Origin of the sequence: Anaeromyxobacter sp. Fw109-5 (assembly GCF_000017505.1) — a bacterium.
In the GTDB taxonomy this organism is placed as follows: domain Bacteria; phylum Myxococcota; class Myxococcia; order Myxococcales; family Anaeromyxobacteraceae; genus Anaeromyxobacter.
On the sequence record NC_009675.1, the window covers coordinates 459,513 to 481,254 of the forward strand.

Below are 21,742 nucleotides of genomic sequence, written 5' to 3' on the forward strand. Positions count from 1 at the left end.
CGGAGCGCGAGCCCGCTCGATCCGCCGCCGCGTCCGCGGGCGTGGTCAACCCGTCCCGACCTGCGTCCCCGGCGCGGGCGTGGCGGCGGGCACGCCGCCCTCGAGGACGAGCCGGCTCCCCGGCACGGCGGGGATCCGTGGCCCGGGGGTGAGGATGCCGGCGAGGTTCAGCGGGTCGGACGCGGAGAGGTCGAGCCGCTCGGCGTGGCCGTCCCCGGCGCGCCGCGCGGCGCGGAGCGCGTCGACCGCCTCCGGCAGCGCGAACTGCTCGCCCGAGAACCCCACCACGAAGCGGCCGCCGCGGAGCTCGCCGCGCGCCTCGAGCGAGCGGTAGACGCGGACGAGGTCGCGCCAGGGAGGCGGGCGGGGCTCGCGGGCGAGCAGGTCGCGGAACACGACGCCGTAGCGGCGCAGATACTGGTGGGCGAGGTGGTCGAGGGTGGGTTGGGAGACGCTCGACGTCGCGCTCTCGCCCGACGCCGCTCGCTCGATCGCGCCCGGCGCCCTCAGCAGCGCCCACCGTCCCCCCGCGCTCCCCGGCCGGATGACGCGCCCGCGCGGCGGGGGCGCGATGAGCGCGCGCAGCCCGGCGAAGCCGTCGCAGGTCACGAGGCCGGCCGAGACGAGCTCCCAGAGCGCCTCCTCCGTCTCTCCCGGCGGCGCGCCCACCGCGGGTGCGAGCTCGGCGAGGAACGAGGCGCCGCGTCGCGCGAGCACCTCGACGAGCGCGGTCGCGATCTCGCCGAGCGGCGGCGGCTCGGGCGCGATGGCCTCGAGGAGCCAGGGGAGGTCCTCGCGCAGCGCCAGCGTCACCGGGGCGGAGCGGGTCGGGGCGCCCTTGCGGCGCGGGGAGCCGTCCTGCGGCGGCGCCACGTGCAGCCGTCCCCAGGCCACCTCGCCGGACAGGCAAGCCGCGTCGAGCAGGGCCGGCTCGTACCCGCCGACGCGCGCGGGCAGGAGGTCCCGCTCCCACGCGCCGGCGGCGGCGTGGAAGCCCTGCAGCTGGCCCAGCACCTCGGCGAGGCCGTGCGCGCCGTGGAGGCGCGTCCCCGGCGCGACGTGCTGCCAGCGCGCGAGGAAACGCAGGAACACGGCGGTGCTCACCGGCTCGATCTCGCGGCGCAGGCGGCCGAGGGTGAGCCGGTGGATGCGCGCGAGCACGCTGCGCTCGCACCAGTGCGGCGCTTCGGCGGACCACGGCGCGTCGGGGAGGAAGGTGCCGCGGAGGACGAGCCCCTCGGCCTCGAGGCGAAGCAGCGCGGACGCCGCGGCGCTCTCGGGGAGCCCGATGCGTCCGGCGAGGTCCCTCGCGGTGGTGGGGCCGAGGTGGGTGACCCAGCCGCGGACGACGGCCAGCACCGCATCGTCAGGAATGCGCTCGGAGGGAAGCGGGGAGAGGGGAGGAGCGAAGATCGCTCCGGCCGCTCCCGCTCGTGCTTCGACAGGCTCAGGACGAGCGGAACCTTCGATGCGCCCGGCGAGGGCGGGTGTGGATGGGGTCGGGGTCGGGGTCGGGGCCCTTCGACTTCGCGCCGCGGCTGTCGCCGCGTCGCTACGCTCAGGGTGGCCGGCCTCAGGAGATCCGGCGGGGGTCGGGGTCGGGGTCGCGCCGCCCAGCTCCACCGCCGCCCCCCTCGCCGTCCCCACCCGCTCCGCGGCCACCCACCAGCGGGCTTCACCGACCGTCATTCTGGCCGCCCGCCCTGCCACCTCGAGCTCGCCGAGCCAGCCCTCCCACCCGGCCGCGGCCGTCAGCGGCAGGACCCCGAGATCCAGGAGCGCGTCGTGCACCTCGTCCGCGTCCCGCGGGGCGGGCCACACCTGCTCGGCCACCTCGGCGATGGCGGCGGGGTCCAGGGCGCCGATGCCGCTCGCCTCGGCGGCGGGCAGGGCCCGGCGCACCGCGACGGCCCGCGCGCGGCGCTCCTCCAGCGGCGCGTCGTCGAGGTACGCCCAGGGCCGCGCGTTGAGGAGCTCGTGCGAGAGCGGCGACGGCTCGGGCGTGTCCACCGCGAGGAGCCGCACCTCGCCCGCCGCGATGCGCTCCAGCAGCGCGCGGAGCCCGGCCGCGTCCATCGCCTCGGTGAGGCAGTCGCGGAGCGTCTCGCGCACGAGCGGGTGATCCGGCACCTCGAGCGGTCCGCCGGGCGCGTTGTCCTGGCAGGCGACCTGCGCAGGGAACACCGCGGCGAGGAGATCCTCCGCGCGCATCCGCGCGATGGGCGGAGGCATGCGCTTGCCCCGGAACAGGCGCGGGATGGCGAGCGCGCGGGTGGCGTTCCAGCGCCAGCGCACGCCGAACATCGGCGCCTGCAGCACCGCCTGCTCGAGCACCTCGTCGAGCGTCGCGGGCGTGACGTAGGAGAAGATGGTCTCGAGCGGGAAGGCGTGCTGCGGCCCGAGCGAGAGGAGCACGCCGTCGTCCGTCGCCGCGGCCTGCAGCTCGAAGTCGAACGTGCGGCAGAAGCGCTTGCGGAGCGCCAGCCCGAAGGCGCGGTTCGTGCGCGCGCCGAAGGGCGCGTGCAGGACGAGCTGCATCCCGCCCGCCTCGTCGAAGAAGCGCTCGGCGACGAGGGTGTCCTGCGTCGGCAGCGCGCCGAGCGCGGCGCGGCCGGCCGCGAGGTAGTCCACCACCTGCCGCGCGCCCGCCTCGGGCAGCGCCGCCTCCGCCACGAGCCAGGCGATCGCCGCCGGCGGGTCCGCGAGCCGCGGCTCGAGCTCCGCGCGCAGCGCCGACACCTCGGCCGAGAGCGCCGCGCTGCGCCCGGGCGCCTCCGCGTTCCAGAACGGGACGCCCGGCGGCGCGCCGTGCGCGTCCTCGACGCGCACGATCCCGGCCTCGACGCGCCGGATCATCCAGGAGGTCGTGCCGAGCAGGAAGACGTCGCCGGCGAGGCTCTCCACCGCGAAGTCCTCGTCCACCTGGCCGATGGTGACGCCCTCCGGCTCGGCCACCACCGCGTACTGGGCGGTGTCGGGGATGGTGCCGCCGCCGGTGAGCGCGGCGATGCGCGCGCCGCGCCGCGCCTTCACGCGCCCGTTCACGCCGTCGCGGTGGAGGAGCGCGGTGGTGCGGCCGGGCGTGGTGGCGATGCCCTCGGCGAGCATCTCCACCACCGCATCGAAGTCCGCGCGCGGGAGGGCCCGGTACGGCCAGGCCCGCCGCGCGAGCGCGTAGAGCCGGTCCTCGTGGATCGACCCGCAGGTCGCCTCGGCCACGAGCTGCTGCGCGAGCACGTCGAGCGGCGCGTCGCGCGGGGCCACCGGCTCGAGCCGCGCGCGCCGCAGCCCGCGCACGAAGGCCGCGCACTCCACGAGCTCGTCGCGGCTCATCGGGAAGAGCCGTCCCTTCGGCGTGCCGCCGCGCACGTGGGCGGCGCGGCCGATGCGCTGGACGCCGGTGGAGATCGCCCCCGGGGAGCCGAGCTGTACCACCACGTCCACCTCGCCCACGTCGATGCCCAGCTCGAGCGAGGCGGTCGCCACCACCGCCCGCAGCGCGCCGGCCTTCAGCCGCTCCTCGGTGGCCAGCCGGCGCTCGCGGGAGAGGCTGCCGTGGTGCGCCGCCACGGCGCCGTCGCCGAGCCGTTCCGCCAGCGCGTGCGCCGCCCGCTCCGCGAGCCGGCGCGTGCCCACGAAGACGAGCGTCGAGCGGTGCGCCCGGATGAGCTCGGCCACGCGGTCGTAGCTCTCCGCCCACAGCTCCTTAGAGGCGACCGACGAGAGCTCGTCGCGCGGGACCTCGATCGCGACGTCGAAGCGGCGCCGCCGCCCGACCTCCACGATCGCGCAGCGGGCGTTCCCGCGGCGGTCCACCCGCTCGGCGCCGACGAGGAAGCGCGCCATCTCCGCCACCGGGTCGACCGTGGCGGAGAGGCCGATGCGCTGGGGTCGCCGCCGCGCGAGCGCCTCGAGCCGCTCCAGCGAGAGGGCGAGGTGCGCTCCGCGCTTGTCGCCGGCGAGCGCGTGGATCTCGTCCACGATCACCGTCTCGACGTCGCCGAGGGAGGCCCGCCCGCTGTCGCAGGTGAGCAGCAGGTAGAGCGACTCGGGGGTCGTGACGAGGATGTGCGGCGGGCGGAGGAGGAGCTTGCGACGGGCGGCGGCGGGCGTGTCGCCGGTGCGGACCGCGACCCTGAGCTCCGGGAGCGCGAGCCCGGCCGCGTGGGCCGCGGCGCGGATCTCGGCGAGCGGCGCCTGGAGGTTCTTCGAGATGTCGTTGCCGAGCGCCCGCAGGGGCGAGACGTACACCACGCGCGTCCGGTCGCCGAGCTCGCCCGCGAGCCCTTCCTTCAGGAGCGCGTCGATGGCGTGGAGGAACGCCGCGAGCGTCTTGCCCGAGCCGGTGGGCGCCGACACGAGCACGTCGCGGCGAGCGCCGATCTCGCGCCAGGCGGGCGTCTGCGGCTCGGTCGCGTCGCCGAAGCGCCGCACGAACCAGTCGCGGACGACCGGGTGGAAGGCGTCGAGCACGCGCGTCTCCTTAAGCGCCCCGCCCGGGCGGCGCTCGCATCTCCGTGGGGCCCTATGATTCCCGCGTCGGATCGCCCGCCGGAGAGGCTCATGCTGCTCAAGGAAACCGCGCTCGTCCGCCTGCTGTCCCTCAGGATCCCGGTCCTGCTCTTCGTGGCCCCGAGGGTGAAGCGGCTCGACGACGAGGTCTGCGAGATCGAGATCCCCCTCGGCTGGCGCACGCGGAACCACCTCGGCTCCATGTACTTCGGCGCGCTCTGCGTCGGCGCCGACCTCGCGGGCGGCCTCCACGCCGCGCGGCTCACCACCTTCGGCCCGTACCGGGGCGTGAACCTCGTGTTCGCCGACGTCCGCGGCGAGTTCCTGAAGCGCGCCGACGGCGACGTGCTCTTCCGTTGCACCGACGGTGCGCGCGTCGCCGCGGCGGTGCGCGAGACGCACGAGCGCGGCGAGCGCGTGACGCTGCCCGTGGAGATCGCCGCGTTCGTGCCGGAGAAGTACGGAGACGAGGCGGTCGCGCGGTTCACGCTCGCGCTCTCCCTCAAGCGCGCCACCGGCGCGCCGATGCGGGTCGTCGCGACGCCGCCGTCTCGCGGGAACGCCGCGGGCGCCTGACGCCGGGCTCTGCCGCGCATCCGGTGTCGCGCGCGGAGGCTCCGGACGCTATCCTCCCCGCGCATGCGACCGCTCGCCCAAGCCGCCGCCCTCGCCGCCGCGCTCGCCCTCGCCGGGCCGACCGCCGTGGCCGCGGCGCCCAGGAGCCCGCCCGGCCAGTTCATCGAGGACGACTACGATCGCGCCCGCGCCGACGCGCGCGCGCGCGGCGTGCCGCTCGTGGTGGACGTCTGGGCCCCCTGGTGACCCACCTGCCGCTTCATGCGGGCCTACGTCCTCCCGGACGAGAGGCTCCGGAAGCTCGCCGGACGGTTCGTCTGGCTCGACATCGACACCGAGAAGCCGAGGAACGCGGCGTTCGTGGAGCGGTTCCCGATCGACGCCTGGCCCAGCATCCTGATCGTGAACCCGGAGGACGAGCGGGTGCTCGTTCGCTGGGCGGGCACCGCGACCGCCGAGCAGATCGAGCGGCTCGCCCTCGACGGTGAGCGCGCCCTGCGCGCGGGGAAGGCGTCGCGCGCGGAGGAGGCGCTCGCGCGCGCCGACCGGCTCCTCGGAGAGCGCCGCCACGCCGAGGCCGCGGCGGCGTTCCAGGAGGCCCTCGCGGCCGGCGGCCCGCGCTTCGCGGCGCGCGAGCGCGCGTCGGAGGCGGCGGTCCAGTCGCTCGGGCTGGCGGGCGCGGCGACGGAGTGCGCCGCCACGGCGCAGAAGCTCCTCCCCTCGCTCGGCGGGGCGAGCGCGGCGCGGGTCGCGGCGCAGGGGATCTCCTGCGCCCTCGAGCAGGAGGAGGTCGCGGCGCGCCGGTCCGCGGTCGCGGCGCTCGAGCCGCGCGCGCGAGGCCTGCTCGACGACCGCCGGGTGCTCGCCGACGATCGCTCCTGGCTCTACGACGTGCTGTCCTCGGCGCGGTCCGAGGCGGGCGACGACGCCGGCGCGAAGGCGCTCGCCCGGCGCTGGCTCGCCTTCCTCGAGCGGGAGGCGGCGCGGGCGAAGACGCCGCTCGCGCGGTCCGCGTTCGACGGGCAGCGGCTGCAGGCGGCCCTTCGCAGCGGCGAGCCCGCGCGGGCGCTGCCCGCGCTCCTCGCGTCCGAGCGCGATCTGCCGCACGAGTACGTTCCCCCGACGAACCTCGGCGTCCTCTACCTCGCCCTCGACCGCCCCGCGGAGGCGCTCGCCGCCGCCGACCGCGCGCTCGCGCTCGCCGAGGGGCCGCGGCGGATCCGTGTGCTCGTGCTCCGCGCCGAGGCGCAGGCGAAGGCCGGCGACGGCGCGGGAGCGCGCGCGACGCTCGAGCGCGCCGTCCAGGAGGGGGAGGCGTTGCCGGAGGCGGCCCGGCCGCGCGGCTACCTGCGCAAGGCGAAGAAGCTGCTCGGCGAGCTCCGCGCGTCCTGACCGACGGCACGCCCCCTCGCGGTCACCCGCCGGTGTCACGCGGTCAGCGGCAAGGATAGAGGCTCTCGGTGAACCACCAGCGCCCGTCGCGCCGCTCGAAGCAGAGGGGGGCCCCCGGCGTGCCGAGGCCGGGCGCGCGGTAGTCGACGCAGGGCAGCCCCACCGCGCCGGCGGCGGGGTCCCTGCGGAAGGCCACCAGCACCGCCACCTCGCTCGCCTCGCGGAAGAGCGCGCGCAGCGAGCGGGCGACGCCCGGTGAGGGCACGTGGCCGGGGCCGCCGAAGAGCACCCCGTGTAGCCAGCTCGTCTCGGAGCGCAGCTCGCGCTCGACGCGCTCGCGCGGCACCACCCGGGGCCCGCAGCGCAGCCCTCCGGCCGGCACGCGTGCGACGATCGTCGCCACGTCCTCCGCCTCGATGGCGCGCTGCAGCTCCCCTGCGAGCTGGATGAGCTCGCGCGCGATCCGATCGCGGCGCGCCTCGACGGAGGGGGGCGTCGGCTTCTCGGCGGGCGCCGCGGGCGCAGCGGGCGCGGGCGCCGCGAGCGCCGCGAGGAGGAGGGGGACGAGCGCACGCACCGCGGGAGACCGTAGGCGAGGGCGGGGGATGGAGCAACGGGAGTCCGGGGGCGTTCGGCCGGGGTTGCTCAGTCGAGGTCGAGGTCGGGGTCGGGGTCGGGGTCGCGGTCGAGGTCGGGGTCGCGGTCGGGGTCGGGGTCGGGGTCGCGGTCTCTTCATTCGTCACATCCCACGGCGACAGCACGCGCGCGCGGGGTTGTGTGCCGCCGCTCGACGCAGAGGGCTCGGGCATCGAGGGGAGAAGCGCCCGGTTCCCGGCGCGCCTCGGGCATGGCACGCGGCGGGTCTTCGTCGCCGTCGGCGCGAGGACTGGACGAGCGGGCAGAGCAGGTCCGAGGAAGTTGCGCGCACGTCTCCGCCCATGCCGGCGTTCACTAATAGTCCCCGCTATCTCCAGCGACAGCTCTTGCGAGCCACGCGAGTCCCAGTTGCGGTGGGTGAACGTTGCCCTCTTGACGAGGTTCGAGACGAAACGCGCTCACACGTCTTCGGCGCGTCGGGAACACGCTCCTCGCGAGCGTAGGCAGGGCGCGCCGTGCGCGTCCGGCGCGCCGCGTGGACGGCGAAGGGGCGGGCCCGGAAAGCGGCGCAGGCGCGATCCTGGCGCGTCTCAGGAGGTGCGGAAATCGCGTGTTACGAACGGCGCACAAGGAGGTGCACCATGCCTGCGATCGCCCCTTCCGCCCTCGACTCGACCCTGCTCGCCCAGCGCCTGAGCGAGCTCGCCGGCGAGGAGCGCGACGTCCAGGTCGAGTTCCTCCTCCACCTCGAGGTGTTCGATCGCCGCCGCGCGTACGTGGACGCCGGGTACCCCTCGCTCTGGGCGTATTGCCTGGAGGTGCTCCACCTGCGCGAGGGCGCGGCCGGGCGACGCATCCAGGCGATGCGGGTGCTGCGCCGGTTCCCCAGCCTCGAGGGCGCGCTTCGGGATGGCCGCCTTTGCATCTCCACCGTCCAGCTGCTCGGCCAGGTGCTGACCGAGGAGAACCTGCCCGACCTCGTCGCCCGGGCCGCGTACCGCACCAAGGCGGAGGTGGATCACCTCGTCGCCTCGCTCCAGGCGCGCACCGCTCCGCGGGCGGGCGTGCGCAAGCTGCCCGACCGCGCCTCAGCCGCGAGCGCCCCGGCGCTGCCGCTGGCGGCAGCCGAACCTGCACGTGCCGAGCCGCAGGAGTCGCCGCTCGCGCCGCCGTCGTCGGCCGCTGCTGCCGGGGTGTCCCCCGCCACGATGCCCGCGCCGTCCGACCCGTCTCGCCAGAGGACGCGGGCGGTCACCCGTGCGGTGAGCGAGAGCGGCTGGTCGCTGCGGGTCACCATCGACCGGGCCTGCAAGGAGGACCTCGAGACGCTCACCGCGCTGCTCTCGCACGAGTTCCCGGACGGCGATCTCGCGGCGGTGCTCCGGGAGGCCATCCGCTGCGCCATCGAGAAGCACGGCAGGCGCAAGGGCGCGGTCGCGCCGCAGCGGCAGCGGGGGACCGACCGGGAGCCACGTCCCTCCGCCGAGTCCGCCGCGCCCACGAGCACGATCCCGGCGATAGTGCGGCGCGAGGTCTGGAAGCGCGACGGCGGACGCTGCGCCTGGGTCGCTCCGGACGGGCGGCGCTGCAACAGCCGCGGGCAGCTGGAGCTCGACCACATCCACCCGCAGGCCCTGGGCGGACCCTCGACGGTCGAGAACCTCCGAGTCGCCTGCAAGTCGCACAACCTGTTGCACGCCGAACAGACCTACGGGCGCGAGCACATGGACCGCTTCCGTCGCATGGGCGTCGCCGGGGTGACGCCAGATGCCAGCGGGGCGCCACCAGCGCCGCAGCAGGCCCTGTGGGGACCGTGACCCGGGCCTACGGAACGGGAGCAAAGCCGACCGCAGCGTCTTCCGGCGACGCCGATCCGCGGCGACTCCGCCCCGCGGGCCTCCTCGTAGCCCGCCTTTCCCTCGCTCGTACTGCTCCGTCGCGCGTGCCCACCACGCTCGCGCGGTCGGCACCTCGTCCCGAGTCCAGCGCGAGCCGATGTGACGAATGACAAGGTCGGGGTCGGGGTCGGGGTCAGGGGATCCGGTACTTGAGCAGGTGCGTCTCCAGCGGCCCGTTCCACAGCCGGTGATCGACCTCCGGCCGCATCCTGATGGCCCGCTCGAGCAGCGGGTTCCCCGAGAGGATGACGGCGGTCCACCCCGAGTGCCGGGCCAGCATCTCGGCGAGGCCCCGGTAGAAGCCGGCGAGCTTCTTCTGCTGCACGCCCGGATCCTCCTCGCCCGACATGAGCCGCTCGCCGTACGGCGGGTTCGTGACGAGGAACCCGCTCGCCGCGATGGGCTGGAGCTCCCGCGCGTCGGCGCGCTCGATGGTCACGTCCGCGGCGACGCCGGCGGCGGCGGCGTTGCGGCGCGCGGCCTCGAGGGCCTTGGTGTGGAGGTCGCGCGCGAGCACCGGCGCGGGCGCGGCCGGGAGGATGGCCGCGCGCGCCTCGGCCTTCATGCGATCCCACGCGGACTGCGGACCCCCGCGGTACATGGGCCAGCGCTGGAACCCGAAGGCGCGTCCGAGGCCGGGGGCGATCCGGCGCGCGCGCAGGACGTGCTCGATGGCGAGGGTCCCGGAGCCCGCCATGGGGTCCACGAACGGCGCCTCGGGCTCCACGCCGCCGAGCGCCAGGATCGCGGCGGCGAGCGTCTCCTTGAGCGGCGCCACGGTGCTCGCGCCGCGGTAGCCGCGCCGGTGGAGCGGCTCGCCGGCGAGGTCGAGCGAGAGGGCCGCCTCGTCGCGCGCGAGGTGGAGCACCACCCGGACGTCGGGATCCTTCGGGTCCACGTCGGGGCGCGCGCCGAGCTTGTCACGGAGCGCGTCGACGGCGGCGTCCTTCACCTTGAGCGCCGCGTAGCCGGAGTGCGTGATGGCGGACGAGGTGACGGTGGCCTCGACGGCGAGCGTCGTCCTCACCGTCAGCCACTCGTCCCACGCGATCGCGCGCGCCCCCTCGTACAGCGCCTCGGGGGAGGGCGCGGGGAACCGGGCCAGCTCGAGGAGCACGCGCATGGCGGTGCGCGCGTGCAGGCAGGCCCGCATGCCCGCCTCGAGCGGGCCTTCGAAGGAGACGCCGCCCCGATCGCCGCGCACGGCGGGCAGGCGCAGCGCGGACAGCTCTCGGCGGAGGGCACCCTCGGTGCCCTTGGCGCACGTCGCGAAGAAGCGCATCGCGGTCCTTTTACCTCGGACGCGCCGCGCTGGCGCGCGCTCCGCCGTCGTACACGCCGAGCCTGACCGACCCCTTGGCCGCGCGCTTCGCCGTGTACATGAGCTCGTCGGCGCGCGCCATCATCTCGTCCACGGACACGGCCGGGGTGCGGAAGACCGCCGCGCCGACGCTGAAGCGGAGGCCCCACCCGTGCCGCGCCATCACCTCCTGCAGCGTCGCCTGCAGGCGCCCGAGGAGCGCCTCGGCCATCGGCTCGTCGGTCTCGGGCAGCAGGAGCCCGAACTCGTCGCCCCCGAGCCGCGCGACCGTGTCGACGGCGCGCGTCGCCCCGCGGAGCGTCCGCGCGACCACCGCGAGCAGGGCGTCGCCTTCCGCGTGGCCGAGCCGGTCGTTCACGTCCTTGAAGTCGTCGGCGTCCACGTAGGCGAAGGTGAGGGGGCGGCGGTGGCGGCGGGCGCGCTCGAGCTCGAGGCTGGCGGCCTCGATGAACGCGCGCCGGTTGGCGATGCGGGTGAGGGCGTCCGTGCGGGCGAGCAGCTCCTCCGCCTCGAGCCGGACCCGCAGCGCGTTCAACACGAGGACGAGCGCGAGCGACGTGCCGAGCTGGATCACGGCGTTCCAGCCGAGGACCGCGACGGGCAGCGCCGGCCCGCCGGACTCGAGCCGGAAGAGCGTGTCCGCGGCGGTGGCCACGACGGCGCCGCCGGCCGAGAGCGCGATCGCGCCGCGCAGCGTGACGAACCAGGTGCAGAAGCCGATCGGGGCCAGGTACAGCAGGATGAGGGAGACGTCGGTGCCGGTCAGGTAGTCGGCGGCCCCCACGCAGAGGGTCATCCCGAAGGCGGCGCCGATCCACGCGGCGCGCGCGAGCGCCGAGGAGCCCGCGACCGTCCCGGCCACGCGCCCGGGGTCCGGCTCGGCGCGCGGGGGAGCGGCGGCGTCCAGGCCCTCGGTCGGGCGCTCTCTGGAGGGGGTACGCACGCGTGTCGGTTCCATCGAGGCGCGGCGGCGCCATGTCAAGGCGGCGCTCACCGCCCCGGGGCCACCTCGATGCGGCGGTTCGCGGCGCGCCCGCGCGCCGTGAAGTTGGGGAGGAGCGGGCTCTCGCCGCCTCGCCCGGACCAGGCGAGCCGGGCACGCGCGACGCCGAGCTGATGCAGCCGCTCTCCTGCGGTGCGCGCCATCTCCTCCGAGAGCTTGCCGTCGCCGGCGCGATCGTCGCTCGCGTCGACGAACGCCTCGATCCGCACCGTCACGCCCGGCGCCGCGGCGAGCGCGATGGCGAGGTCGGCCAGGCCGCCGTCGCGGAGCAGCTCCGCGGTCCGGCCCGCGAACGCCACGTCGTCGACGACGAGCCGCTCGCCCGCCGCGAGCTTGCGGGCCCACTCCGTCTGGCGCGGCGTGCGCGGCGCGGCCGCCGCGGGCGCGCTCGTGGCCGCCACGGGCGCCACGGCCGGGCCCGGCGCCGACTGCGGCTCGGCGCGGCGGTCTGGCCTCGGCTCGGCGAGGGCGAAGCGCCGGAGCGCGCGGGTGCGCTCCGGATCGAAGCACTGCTTGCGTCCCGGGTCTCCGATGCGGGCGAGCAGCGGGCGGGCGAGCTCGTCGACCGTGCGCCGCACCGCGTCCTCGGGCGCCTCGCCGGGCTGGGCCCGGACCACCGCGTTGCGCGCGAACAGCAGGCGGTGGGCGCCGGTCACCGCGACGCGGACGGAGACGAGCAGCGGGGCGTCCTCGCCCTTCCCCCCGCCCTCCACCGTCCCGTAGACCGCCGCGTCGGCGCCGACGAGCTCCGCGAGCTCGAGCGCGAGGCTCGGCGCGATCCCGGCGGGGAGCTCGAGCGGCGTGTCGCGGAACACCTCGCGCAGCTCGGGGATCGGGAACACGCGGGCGCGCGAGGGGTCGACGCCGGACACGAACGCGGAGGTCGCCGCCTCTGCCGCCAGCGCGACGTCGGAGGCGTTCTCGAAGGGCGCGACCAGCAGGCAGCGCGTCCGCGCGAGGTCGGCTCCGCGCAGGATGGCGCCGTTCGGGGTGAGGGTGGAGAGGGGCTCGACGGGCGCGGTCGCGCAGCCGAGCGCGATCGCCAGCGCGAAGGGGAGGGCGTGGCGGTGCATGCGCACGCCATCGTAACGCGCGCCGCCCCACGAGGGACGCTCGCCGTCGAGCCGTTCACCGATCCGTCGCATGCCGGCCACCAGCCTGTCACAGGCGCGTGAGTTAAGCTCGTCCCGTGACGTCCGTACTCCTGGTCGACGACGAGCGGGATCTCCTGTCGCTTCTCGACTTCAACCTCCGCGCCGCCGGGTTCGAGACCCTCCTCGCCACCACGGGAGAGCAGGCGCTCGTGCAGCTCCGTCGCCGCATCCCCGACCTCGTCGTACTCGACCTCATGCTTCCCGACGTGTCGGGCACCGAGGTGTGCCGCCAGATCAAGGCTGACGCGCGCACCCGCCACGTGCCGGTGGTGATGCTCACCGCCAAGGGCGAGGAGGTGGACCGGGTGGTGGGCTTCGAGGTCGGGGCCGACGACTACGTGACGAAGCCGTTCAGCGTGCGCGAGCTGGTGCTGCGGCTGAAGGCGCTGGCGCGCCGCACCGGCGCCGGCCGTCCCGCGGAGCGGCCGCCCGAGCAGGTCGGGCCGATCCGGGTGGACGTCGACGCGCACCGCGCGTTCGTCGACGGCGAGGAGGTGCAGCTCACGCCGCTCGAGTTCAGGCTCCTCACCATGCTCATGGCGCGGCTCGGCCGCGTCCAGTCGCGCGAGCAGCTCCTCGAGGACGTCTGGGAGATGTCGTCGGAGGTCGAGACGCGCACCGTGGACACGCACGTGAAGCGGCTGCGCGAGAAGCTCGGCTCCGGGCGCGACCTGCTCGAGACGGTCCGCGGGATCGGCTACCGCCTCGTCGATCCGCGCGAGAAGGGCTAGCCGGGATGTTCGGTCGAACGCCGCTCGCGGCCGCGATCCAGGCGCTGCGCGCCGAGCTCGCCGGCGGCCCGCGCGCCGACCTCGGGCGCGACGTCCGCGAGCTCGCGGATCTCCTCTCCGCGCGCGCGCAGCGGCGCCCCGGGACGCTCTATCCGGAGGCACCCGAGCAGGAGCTGCTCGCGGCGCTCCCCGACGCGGCGGCGCTCGTCTCGCGCGAGGGGTGGGTCCGGGTGTCGAACGCGGCGTTCGACACGCTGGCCGCGACCGGACGCGCGGCGGGGCTCACGCCCCTCGAGATCACCCGCAGCGCGGAGCTCTCGGAGGCCGTGCGGCGCGCGCTCGAGGGCACCGCGAGGCGGCTCGACCTGCAGCTCGGCCGCCGCAGCTACCTCGTCCACCTCGCGCCGCTCCTGCGGGGCGAGGTGCTCCTCTCGCTGCGCGACGTCACCGAGGCACGGCGCGCGGAGGCGACGCGGCGCGACTTCGTGGCCAACGCGAGCCACGAGCTCCGCACCCCCGTGGCGGCGATCCGCGCCGCGGCGGAGACGCTCCTCGCCGGCGCGGTCGACGATCCCGCGGGCGCGCGTCAGTTCGTGGAGATCGTGGCGCGGCAGGCCGAGCGGCTCGCGCGCCTCACCGAGGATCTCCTCGACCTCTCGCGCCTCGAGTCGCGGCAGTGGAGCTTCGACCTCGCGCCCGTGGACGCGGCGGCAGTGTCCACGCAGGCCGTGGAGCTGCTCGCCCTCACCGCACGCGACAAGGGGCTCGAGATCGCCGCGGAGGTCCCCGCCGGCGCCACCGTGCGCGCGGACGCGCGCGCCCTCGAGCAGGTCCTCGTGAACCTGCTCGACAACGCGGTGAAGTACACCGGGGAGGGCGAGGTCACGCTGCGCGGCGAGCGCGACGGCGACGCGTGGGTGCTCTCCGTCGCCGACACCGGCCCCGGGATCGACCGGCATCACCTGCCGCGCATCTTCGAGCGGTTCTACCGCATCGACGCCGGCCGCTCGCGCGAGCAGGGCGGCAGCGGCGTCGGGCTCGCCATCGTGAAGCACCTCGTCCAGGGAATGGGCGGCGAGGTCGGGGTGGAGAGCGGCACGGGCGGGACGCGGTTCTGGGTGCGCCTCCCGGCCGTGTGACGTTCACCGGCGGACGTGTCGAGTTCGCCGTTTCGTCACGACCGCGCCCTCGCAGCGCCACGACCGGCCCCTAGAAAGTGGCCCGAACCGAGCCTTTGCTCGGGCCGTCCTCACGAAAGGGCCACAGACCACATGAACCGCCTCACCGCCGTCCTCGCCGCGATCGCGCTCGTCCCCGCGCTGGCGCGCGCCCAGGACGCCGCCGCCGAGCAGCAGGATCCCGCCGCCGCCCAGGGCGCCACCGAGGAGTCGTCGTTCGACGCCTCCGCCATGCAGGGCAAGGTCGACTCGCTCGCCGAGCAGTACGCCGAGACGAAGACCGACGTCGCCAAGCTGAAGAAGCTGAAGCTCTCCGGCTACGTGCAGGGCCGTTACGCCTGGCAGGAGAGCGCCGCCGCCGACTTCAACACGACGCCCGAGAGCGCGCCGTCCCAGCAGGGCTTCTTCGTGCGGCGCGGCCGCTTCAAGGCGACCTACGACGCCGACTGGTCCCAGTTCGCCGTGCAGCTCGACGCGACGCCGGCCGGCGTGTCCGCGAAGGAGGCCTTCGCGTCCATCAAGCTGCCCTGGAAGGGCTTCGCCGTCGACGCGGGCCTCCAGCTCTTCCCCTTCGGCTACGAGGTGGCGGTCCGCTCGTCCTCGGATCTCGATCTGCTCGAGCGTTCCGCCGTGACCCGCGCGTACATCGCCGATGAGTACGACCTCGGCGTCGCCCTGAGGGGCGCCTACGGGATCATGAACTTCAAGGTCGGCCTCTTCAACGGCAACGGCGTCGCCGCGAAGCAGGCCGGCGTCGACAACGACCAGCGCAAGGACGTCATCGGGCGCGTGGGCTTCGATCTCGGGATGCTCACCGGCGGCGTCTCCGGCTGGTACGGCACGACCGTGAACTACGTCGCCTCGGACGACCCGGACTACGACCGCTACCGCCTGGGCGCGGACGCGCAGCTCTTCCTGGATCTCGTCCCGGTGGGCGGCACGGCGCTCAAGGGGGAGTACATCTGGGGCCGCACCACCCTCAGCGACAAGAACGGCGGCGCGGGCGACCGGCTCGGCGACACCGGCCACGGCTGGTACGCCCTCGTCACCCAGAACGTCTGGCGCTGGAATCAGCTCGCCGTGCGATACGAGGAGTTCACGCCTGACCACACGGTCGACCTCACCACCGGGACGGCCGTGAAGACCGGCCGCGAGATCCAGGCGGCGCTGCACACGTTCGTGGGGGAGGGCGGGAAGATCTCGCTGGCCTGGTATCACCCGATGAACGGCGACCGGGCGTCCGGGGTGTCCTCGGACCCCAAGCGCGACCAGTTCATCGTCCAGGCGCAGGCCAAGTTCTAGTCACCCGACGTCACACTCGAGAGAGAGAAGGAGAGAACGCATGAAGCGCACGCTCATCGCCCTCGTCGCCGCCATCGCGCCGGCCCTCGCCAGCGCCGCCGTGACGGTGAAGGGCTCCGACACGATGGTCATCCTCGCCCAGCGCTGGGCGGAGTCGTACATGAAGCAGAACGCCGGGAAGCGCGTGCAGGTGACCGGCGGTGGCTCGGGCGTCGGCATCGCGGCCCTCATCAACGGGACCACGGACATCGCGAACGCTTCGCGTGACATGAAGTCCGCGGAGAAGGCGAAGGTGCGCGAGCGCTACAACGTCCTCCCCACCGAGATCGCCGTCGCGAAGGACGGCGTGGCGGTCTACGTGAACGCGGGGAACCCGGTGGAGCAGCTCACCATCGAGCAGCTCGAGAAGATCTACGCGGGCGACGTGACGAACTGGAAGGACGTGGGCGGGTCGGACGCGCCCATCGTCCTCTACTCCCGCGAGAACTCCTCGGGCACCTACGTGTTCTTCAAGGAGAACGTGCTGAAGGGCGCGGACTTCGCGTCGAGCGCCCAGACCCTGCCGGGCACCGCCGCGGTGGTGAACGCGGTGTCGAAGGAGAAGAACGGGATCGGCTACGGCGGGGCGGCGTACGCCAAGGGCGTCAAGGAGGTCAAGGTGGTCGGCGCAGACGGCAAGGGCTACGCGCCCGACGCGGACTCCGTCGCCACGGGCAAGTACCCGCTCGCCCGCCCGCTCTTCATGTACACGCGCGCCAAGCCGGCCGGCGAGGTGAAGGCGTTCATCGACTACTGCCTCTCCCCCGAGGGGCAGAAGATCGTCACCCAGGTCGGCTACTTCCCCGTCAAGTAGGCGACGGCGTCACGTGGACGCTCCGCGGCCGTCACGTTCCCGTCACGAACCCGTGAGAGAACCCGCGTCCGTGGAACAGGTCATGGTCGGAAGCGAGGAGCGGGCTCGTCCCGCCCCCTCGATGCGGCGGCGGCAGATCCGCGAGGCGGCGATCCAGGCGGCGATCACCCTGGTCGCCCTCACGGGGATCGCCGCCGTCGTCCTCATCTTCGTCTTCGTCGCGCGCGAGGCGCTCCCCATCTTCACCTCTCCGGAGGTGCGGGAGGAGACGGACCTCGCGCGCATGTTCCTCCCCCAGGCCTGGCGCGAGGGCCGCGCGGCCTTCTTCAGCTGGCAGCCCGTCTCCGACGTGCCGAAGTACTCGATGGTCCCGCTGTTCGTCGGGACCCTCAAGGTCACGGCGGTCGCGATGCTCGTGTCGGTGCCGGTCGGCATCGCGGCCGCGGTGTTCACCTCGGAGTTCGCGCCGCGGCGCCTGCGCGAGGTGCTCAAGCCGACCATCGAGCTGCTCGCGGGGATCCCCTCCGTGGTGCTCGGCTTCTTCGCCCTCATGGTGATGGCGACCGTCCTCCAGGGCGCGTTCGGCTTCACCTCTCGCCTGAACGCCATCGTCGCCGGGCTGGCGCTGGCCCTCACGGTGGTCCCGGTCATCTTCACGGTGAGCGAGGACGCCCTGGCGGCCGTGCCGCGCAGCTACCGCGAGGCGTCGCTCGCGCTCGGGGCCACGCGCTGGGAGACCTCTTTCAAGGTGGTGCTCCCCGCCGCCGCGCCCGGCGTGCTCGCCGCGGTGGTGCTCGGGTTCGGTCGCTCGATCGGCGAGACCATGATCGTCCTCATGGCCTCCGGCAACGCCGCGATGACGACCTGGAGCCTGGGCGACTCGGTGCGCACGCTCCCGGCGACCATCGCGGCGGAGATGGGCGAGGTGGTGTTCGGCGGGGCCCACTACTCCGTGCTGTTCTTCATCGGCGTGGAGCTCTTCCTGTTCACGTTCGTCCTCAACATGCTCGCGTCCCTTTTCGTGAAGCGGCTCGTGCGGCGCATGGCGGGGACGGCGTGAGCGTCGCGAGCCGCAAGGTCGTCGGCACGGGGCTGACCGTGCTCACCGGCGCCACCGCCGCGCTGGTGGTGGCGATGCTGGCGGTCATCCTGGTGGACGTGGTCCGCGGGGGCGCCGCGCGGGTGAGCTGGGAGTTCCTCACCGCGGCGCCCGAGGAGGGCATGACGGCCGGCGGGATCTTCCCCGCCATCTACGGCACGGCGATCATGACGCTCATCATGACCGTCGCCGTGATGCCGGTCGGCGTCCTCACCGCCGTCTACCTCCACGAGTACGCGGCGCCCCGCTCGCGCATGGCCGCCCTGGTGCGCGTGGCGGTGACGAACCTCGCCGGCGTCCCCTCCATCGTGTTCGGGCTCTTCGGCCTCGGCTTCTTCATCCAGTTCGTCGGCGGCTCGCTCGATCGCGCCTTCTCGCCGCCGGGCGAGCTGTTCTACGGCCGGCCCGCCCTCCTGTGGGCCGCGCTCACGCTCGCGGTGCTCACGCTGCCGGTGGTCATCGTCTCGACCGAGGAGGCGCTCCGGGCCGTGCCGCGCGATCACCGCGACGCGAGCCTCGCCCTCGGCGCGACGAAGTCCCAGACCCTGGTGCGCGTGATCCTGCCCCAGGCGCTGCCCGGCATCCTCACCGGCGCGATCCTGGCCGTCGCGCGCGGCGCGGGCGAGGTGGCGCCCATCCTGTTCACGGGGGTCGCCTACTTCCTGCCCGATCTGCCCGGCTCCGTCTGGTCGCAGTTCATGCACCTCGGCTACCACGTGTACGTGCTCGCGACGCAGTCGCCGGACATCGACGCGACCCGCCCGCTGCTCTACGCGACGGTGTTCGTGCTGCTCGCGCTCACCTTCGCCCTGAACCTCCTCGCGATCGCGATCCGCACCCGCACCCGCCGCAAGGCGGCCGCCGGACACTGACCAGATGACGAGCCTCCTCCAGCCGCTCCCCGCCGCCGTGAAGATGGAGACCCGCGGCCTCGAGATCCGCTACGGCGCGAAGCTCGCCGTGAAGGGCGTGAGCCTCTCGCTGCCCGAGCACCAGGTGACCGCGCTCATCGGCCCCTCCGGCTGTGGGAAGTCCACCTTCCTGCGCGCGCTGAACCGGATGAACGACCTCATCCCCGGGGCGAGCGCGGCGGGCGAGATCCTGCTCGACGGGAGGAGCATCTACGCCGCCCACCTCGACGCGGTCGAGCTGCGCCGCCGGGTGGGCATGGTGTTCCAGAAGTCGAACCCGTTCCCGAAGTCCATCTTCGAGAACGTCGCCTACGGGCTCCGCGTCGGGGGCCTGGGCGACCGGCGCGAGCTCGCCGAGCGCATCGAGCGCTCGCTCCGCTCGGCGGCGCTGTGGGACGAGGTGAAGGATCGGCTGGCAGAGTCCGCCATGGGCCTCTCCGGCGGCCAGCAGCAGCGGCTCTGCATCGCCCGGGCGCTGGCGGTGGAGCCGGAGGTGCTCCTCATGGACGAGCCGGCGAGCGCGCTCGATCCCATCGCCACGGCCAAGATCGAGGACCTCATCCACGAGCTGAAGGCGCGCTACACGATCGCGATCGTCACGCACAACATGCAGCAGGCCGCGCGCGTCTCCGACCAGACGGCGTTCTTCTACATGGGCGAGCTCGTGGAGGTGGGGCCGACCGAAGCGATCTTCACGAATCCTCGCGAACAGCGGACCGAGGACTACGTCACGGGCAAGTTCGGCTAAGCTCGGGCAGCTCGAGGGCGAAATGGTGACGACCCACACCGACAAGGCGTACGAGGCGGAGCTCAAGGATCTGCGCGACAAGCTGCTCGAGATGGGCGGCCTCGTCGAGCGGGCGATGGCGGCCAGCGTGCGCAGCATCACCGAGCGGGACACGCCGCTCGCCGAGCAGGTCAAGGAGCGCGACCGCGAGATCAACCGGATGGAGGTCGCCATCGACAGCGCCTGCCGGCGCGTGCTCGCGCTGCGCCAGCCGGCGGCGAGCGACCTCCGCTTCATCACGACCGCGCTCAAGATCGTCACCGACCTCGAGCGCATGGGGGACCTGGCCGTGAACGTGGCGGAGCGCGCCATCGACCTCAACAAGGTCGCTCCCCTCGGCCCCCTGCACGACCTCTCCCGGCTTGCGGAGATGTCCGAGACCCAGCTCAAGCACGCGCTCGACGCGTTCGTGACGGGCGACGTCGCGAAGGCCGAGGACGTCATGCGCTCCGACGAGCACCTCGACGCGCTGTACCTCAAGATCTTCAACGACCTGCTCGCCATGATGATGGAGGACTCGCGAAACATCCGGCGCGCGACCTCCCTCATGTTCGCGGCCAAGCACCTCGAGCGCTTCGGCGACCACGCGACCAACCTGGCGGAGATGGTGGTCTACATGGTGCGCGGCACCGACGTGCGGCACCCGCGGAGCCGAGCGCCCAGCGCGCCCCCCGCCTGAGGCGGAGACCGCTAGCGATCGTCACCCGCGCGCCCCTCTCTCGTCGCTGCTCCCTCGGTCGACGGGCTCCACCCGGATGTCCGACACGCGCACGTCACCGACATCCTCGCGTATCTCGCTGGCGAACAGCTCGGCCGCTTCCCGATCGTCCCAGGCGAGGACGTGCGCGCGGTGCTCGCCCTCTCCGGAGTCATACGAACAGAAGTAGACCGATTCGCGAAGCATGCGCACCTCCCGGCGTGAGCGCTGCGGGTTCTTAGCCGCAGCCGTCCGGAGGCGCCACCGGCCGGATCGGGCCCAGAATCGTCACGAGACCGTCACGTGCATCGCGGCATCACGCCGTCGCCCGCGCGCTCGCGCGCCGAGGACGGCGCTCACCCGAGGCGGCGCAGCTGAGCCGGCGTGAGCAGCCAGCGGAGCTGTGCGCCTCCGACCAACTGCGTGTCGCCCAGCGACAGCAGGCAGGCGCCGCCCTTCTTCAGAGCGACGAAGCCGCGCCCGGCGCTGCCGGTGAGGAGGTACTGCACGAGCCGCGACAGGTGCGGCTCATGGCCCACGATCGCGACGCGCGAGCGCGCGCGGTGCTTCCGCAGCCACGGAACGAGCGCCGCGGGATCGGACTCGGGCGCGAGCTCGCCGAGCTGCGACGCGCCGCGCAGCTCGTAGGCGGCCGCCAGGATCGCGCCCGTCTCCTTCGCCCGCGCGAGCGCGCTCGTCGCGAGGACGTCGATGGACTCGACGAGCTCGCGGAGCCCGCGCGCTCCCTTCTCGAACCGGCGGCGCCCCTCCGCCGTCAGCGGGCGCTCGGGGTCGTCACGACCGGTGGCGGCGAAGACGTCGCGGTCCTCGGCGATGGCGTGACGGACGACGAGAAGCTCCAAGCTCCACCTCCTGCTCCGGCCATTCTGCCGCCGGGAGGGGGCGGACCGTCACGGCCACGCGTGACGCGGCCCGGCGAAGAGGGTGCCGGCGAGCGCTACGCGCTCCGCGCGCCTGGCGCAGTCGGGCACGGGCCGCTCACGCTCCGTTCACCCGATGCGCTGGCGCTCTGCCGGCCGTCGCGCCCAGCGAGAGCGGCCGGCGGACCGCGGCGCGGGGGCTGGTCACCCTCGCGCCGCCTCTCTCCGCGCCTCCGCCGTGGTCGTCAGGGCCGCTGCGATCCGGGCGTGGAGGCGCCGCCCACGGACCCGGACGTGCCGGAGCCGGAGCCCTGCGCCGCCCCTCCCGCCGGCGGAGCGACGTCGGCGTTGCCGCCGGCCCCCGGCGACTGCGTCGCGCCGCCCGCGCCCGTCCCGCCGGTCGAGCCGGCCGGCACGCAGGCACCGGACGCGCCCGTGGCGCCCGCCGTGCCGCTCGACGCCGCGGTGCCCGAGCTCCCGCCGGCGGACCCCGTCCCCTGCGCGGAGCCCGTGCCGGTCGTCCCGCTCCCGGCCGTGGAAGGCATCCCCGCGCTGGTCGCGGGGACCATGCCCGGCGGGCAGGCCTGGGTACCGGCGCCGCCCGTCGTGCCGGCCGTGCCCGCGGTGCCCGAGGGAGTGCCAGTCGCCGTCGGATCGGCGGCCGTCGAGCCCGTGCCAGTCTGGCCGGCAGTCGACCCGGGCGCGGCGCCGCCCGCGGCTCCGGATCCCGAGGAGCCGGCGCCGGTCGTCGTCCCTCCGGTGCCCTGCCCGAGGACGAGCGTGGGGGCGAGGAGCGCTGCTGCGAACGTGAGCTTCCGCATGTCGTTTCCTCCCGAGACAGAACGGATGC

At 74.6% G+C, this 21,742-nt stretch carries 20 protein-coding genes; 12 read left to right on the forward strand and 8 right to left on the reverse strand.

Annotation, left to right across the window (positions count from 1 at the left end):
- Positions 1–45 precede the first annotated feature (45 nt).
- Positions 46–4,473: a DEAD/DEAH box helicase gene (locus tag ANAE109_RS26040; protein ID WP_011984727.1), complete on the reverse strand. Its 4,428-nt coding sequence runs from the start codon at positions 4,471–4,473 to the stop codon at positions 46–48.
- A gap of 90 nt (positions 4,474–4,563) precedes the next feature.
- Here ANAE109_RS26040 and ANAE109_RS02070 point away from each other — a divergent pair, with 90 nt between their 5' ends.
- From ANAE109_RS02070 to ANAE109_RS02080, 3 genes are all read left to right on the forward strand, one after another.
- Positions 4,564–5,088 (forward strand): DUF4442 domain-containing protein, encoded by a 525-nt coding sequence (locus ANAE109_RS02070; RefSeq protein WP_011984728.1) that lies wholly within the window; start codon positions 4,564–4,566, stop codon positions 5,086–5,088.
- A gap of 63 nt (positions 5,089–5,151) precedes the next feature.
- On the forward strand, positions 5,152–5,334 hold the full coding sequence (locus ANAE109_RS02075) for a hypothetical protein (RefSeq protein ID WP_011984729.1): 183 nt from the start codon (positions 5,152–5,154) through the stop codon (positions 5,332–5,334).
- A gap of 15 nt (positions 5,335–5,349) precedes the next feature.
- Positions 5,350–6,480: a hypothetical protein gene (locus tag ANAE109_RS02080; RefSeq protein ID WP_011984730.1), complete on the forward strand. Its 1,131-nt coding sequence runs from the start codon at positions 5,350–5,352 to the stop codon at positions 6,478–6,480.
- Between the two features lie 43 nt (positions 6,481–6,523).
- Here ANAE109_RS02080 and ANAE109_RS02085 read toward each other — a convergent pair whose 3' ends face one another.
- The gene (locus ANAE109_RS02085) at positions 6,524–7,057 is read right to left on the reverse strand and encodes a hypothetical protein (protein WP_085938826.1); all 534 of its coding nucleotides are present in this window, start codon (positions 7,055–7,057) and stop codon (positions 6,524–6,526) included.
- Between the two features lie 661 nt (positions 7,058–7,718).
- On the opposite strand from ANAE109_RS02085, the gene ANAE109_RS02090 reads away from it, so the two are divergent.
- Positions 7,719–8,894 carry an HNH endonuclease gene (locus tag ANAE109_RS02090; RefSeq protein WP_011984732.1) on the forward strand — a complete coding sequence of 392 codons (1,176 nt, stop codon included), beginning with the start codon at positions 7,719–7,721 and terminating at the stop codon, positions 8,892–8,894.
- Positions 8,895–9,108: 214 nt separating this feature from the next.
- On the opposite strand, the gene ANAE109_RS02095 is transcribed toward ANAE109_RS02090, so the two are convergent.
- From ANAE109_RS02095 to ANAE109_RS02105, 3 genes are read right to left on the reverse strand one after another with little or no spacing between them, the layout of a single operon-like run.
- Positions 9,109–10,257 (reverse strand): class I SAM-dependent RNA methyltransferase, encoded by a 1,149-nt coding sequence (locus ANAE109_RS02095; RefSeq protein WP_011984733.1) that lies wholly within the window; start codon positions 10,255–10,257, stop codon positions 9,109–9,111.
- Positions 10,258–10,267: 10 nt separating this feature from the next.
- Positions 10,268–11,239: a GGDEF domain-containing protein gene (locus tag ANAE109_RS02100; RefSeq protein ID WP_234945223.1), complete on the reverse strand. Its 972-nt coding sequence runs from the start codon at positions 11,237–11,239 to the stop codon at positions 10,268–10,270.
- Positions 11,240–11,286: 47 nt separating this feature from the next.
- The gene (locus ANAE109_RS02105; protein ID WP_143827884.1) at positions 11,287–12,372 is read right to left on the reverse strand and encodes an OmpA family protein; all 1,086 of its coding nucleotides are present in this window, start codon (positions 12,370–12,372) and stop codon (positions 11,287–11,289) included.
- A gap of 116 nt (positions 12,373–12,488) precedes the next feature.
- Between ANAE109_RS02105 and ANAE109_RS02110 the strand changes: the two genes are divergently transcribed.
- From ANAE109_RS02110 to phoU, 8 genes are all read left to right on the forward strand, one after another.
- Positions 12,489–13,184: a response regulator gene (locus ANAE109_RS02110; protein WP_011984736.1), complete on the forward strand. Its 696-nt coding sequence runs from the start codon at positions 12,489–12,491 to the stop codon at positions 13,182–13,184.
- Positions 13,185–13,189: 5 nt separating this feature from the next.
- Positions 13,190–14,323, forward strand: a complete 1,134-nt coding sequence (locus ANAE109_RS02115; protein ID WP_011984737.1) for a cell wall metabolism sensor histidine kinase WalK — start codon at positions 13,190–13,192, stop codon at positions 14,321–14,323.
- Positions 14,324–14,455: 132 nt separating this feature from the next.
- Positions 14,456–15,664: a hypothetical protein gene (locus ANAE109_RS02120; protein ID WP_011984738.1), complete on the forward strand. Its 1,209-nt coding sequence runs from the start codon at positions 14,456–14,458 to the stop codon at positions 15,662–15,664.
- A 40-nt stretch (positions 15,665–15,704) separates the two neighbouring features.
- Positions 15,705–16,517, forward strand: a complete 813-nt coding sequence (locus ANAE109_RS02125; protein ID WP_011984739.1) for a phosphate ABC transporter substrate-binding protein — start codon at positions 15,705–15,707, stop codon at positions 16,515–16,517.
- An 82-nt stretch (positions 16,518–16,599) separates the two neighbouring features.
- Positions 16,600–17,577: a phosphate ABC transporter permease subunit PstC gene (gene pstC, locus ANAE109_RS02130; RefSeq protein ID WP_011984740.1), complete on the forward strand. Its 978-nt coding sequence runs from the start codon at positions 16,600–16,602 to the stop codon at positions 17,575–17,577.
- A complete protein-coding gene (pstA, locus tag ANAE109_RS02135) occupies positions 17,574–18,488 on the forward strand; it encodes a phosphate ABC transporter permease PstA (RefSeq protein WP_011984741.1) in 915 nt (304 codons plus the stop codon). The genes pstC and pstA overlap by 4 nt, the downstream gene beginning before the upstream one ends.
- A gap of 43 nt (positions 18,489–18,531) precedes the next feature.
- Positions 18,532–19,275 (forward strand): phosphate ABC transporter ATP-binding protein PstB, encoded by a 744-nt coding sequence (gene pstB / locus ANAE109_RS02140; RefSeq protein ID WP_041448748.1) that lies wholly within the window; start codon positions 18,532–18,534, stop codon positions 19,273–19,275.
- Positions 19,276–19,297: 22 nt separating this feature from the next.
- On the forward strand, positions 19,298–19,993 hold the full coding sequence (gene phoU / locus ANAE109_RS02145; RefSeq protein ID WP_011984743.1) for a phosphate signaling complex protein PhoU: 696 nt from the start codon (positions 19,298–19,300) through the stop codon (positions 19,991–19,993).
- 21 nt (positions 19,994–20,014) lie between these two features.
- Here the strand turns inward: phoU and ANAE109_RS02150 are convergent, their stop codons facing one another.
- The 3 genes from ANAE109_RS02150 to ANAE109_RS02160 all read right to left on the reverse strand — a co-directional run bounded on the left by ANAE109_RS02150 (position 20,015) and on the right by ANAE109_RS02160 (position 21,713).
- A complete protein-coding gene (locus tag ANAE109_RS02150; RefSeq protein WP_041448056.1) occupies positions 20,015–20,218 on the reverse strand; it encodes a hypothetical protein in 204 nt (67 codons plus the stop codon).
- 149 nt (positions 20,219–20,367) lie between these two features.
- The gene (locus tag ANAE109_RS02155) at positions 20,368–20,874 is read right to left on the reverse strand and encodes a histidine phosphatase family protein (RefSeq protein ID WP_011984744.1); all 507 of its coding nucleotides are present in this window, start codon (positions 20,872–20,874) and stop codon (positions 20,368–20,370) included.
- Positions 20,875–21,137: 263 nt separating this feature from the next.
- Entirely contained in the window at positions 21,138–21,713 is a 576-nt protein-coding gene (locus ANAE109_RS02160; protein ID WP_041448057.1) for a hypothetical protein, read from the reverse strand.
- Positions 21,714–21,742 lie beyond the last annotated feature (29 nt).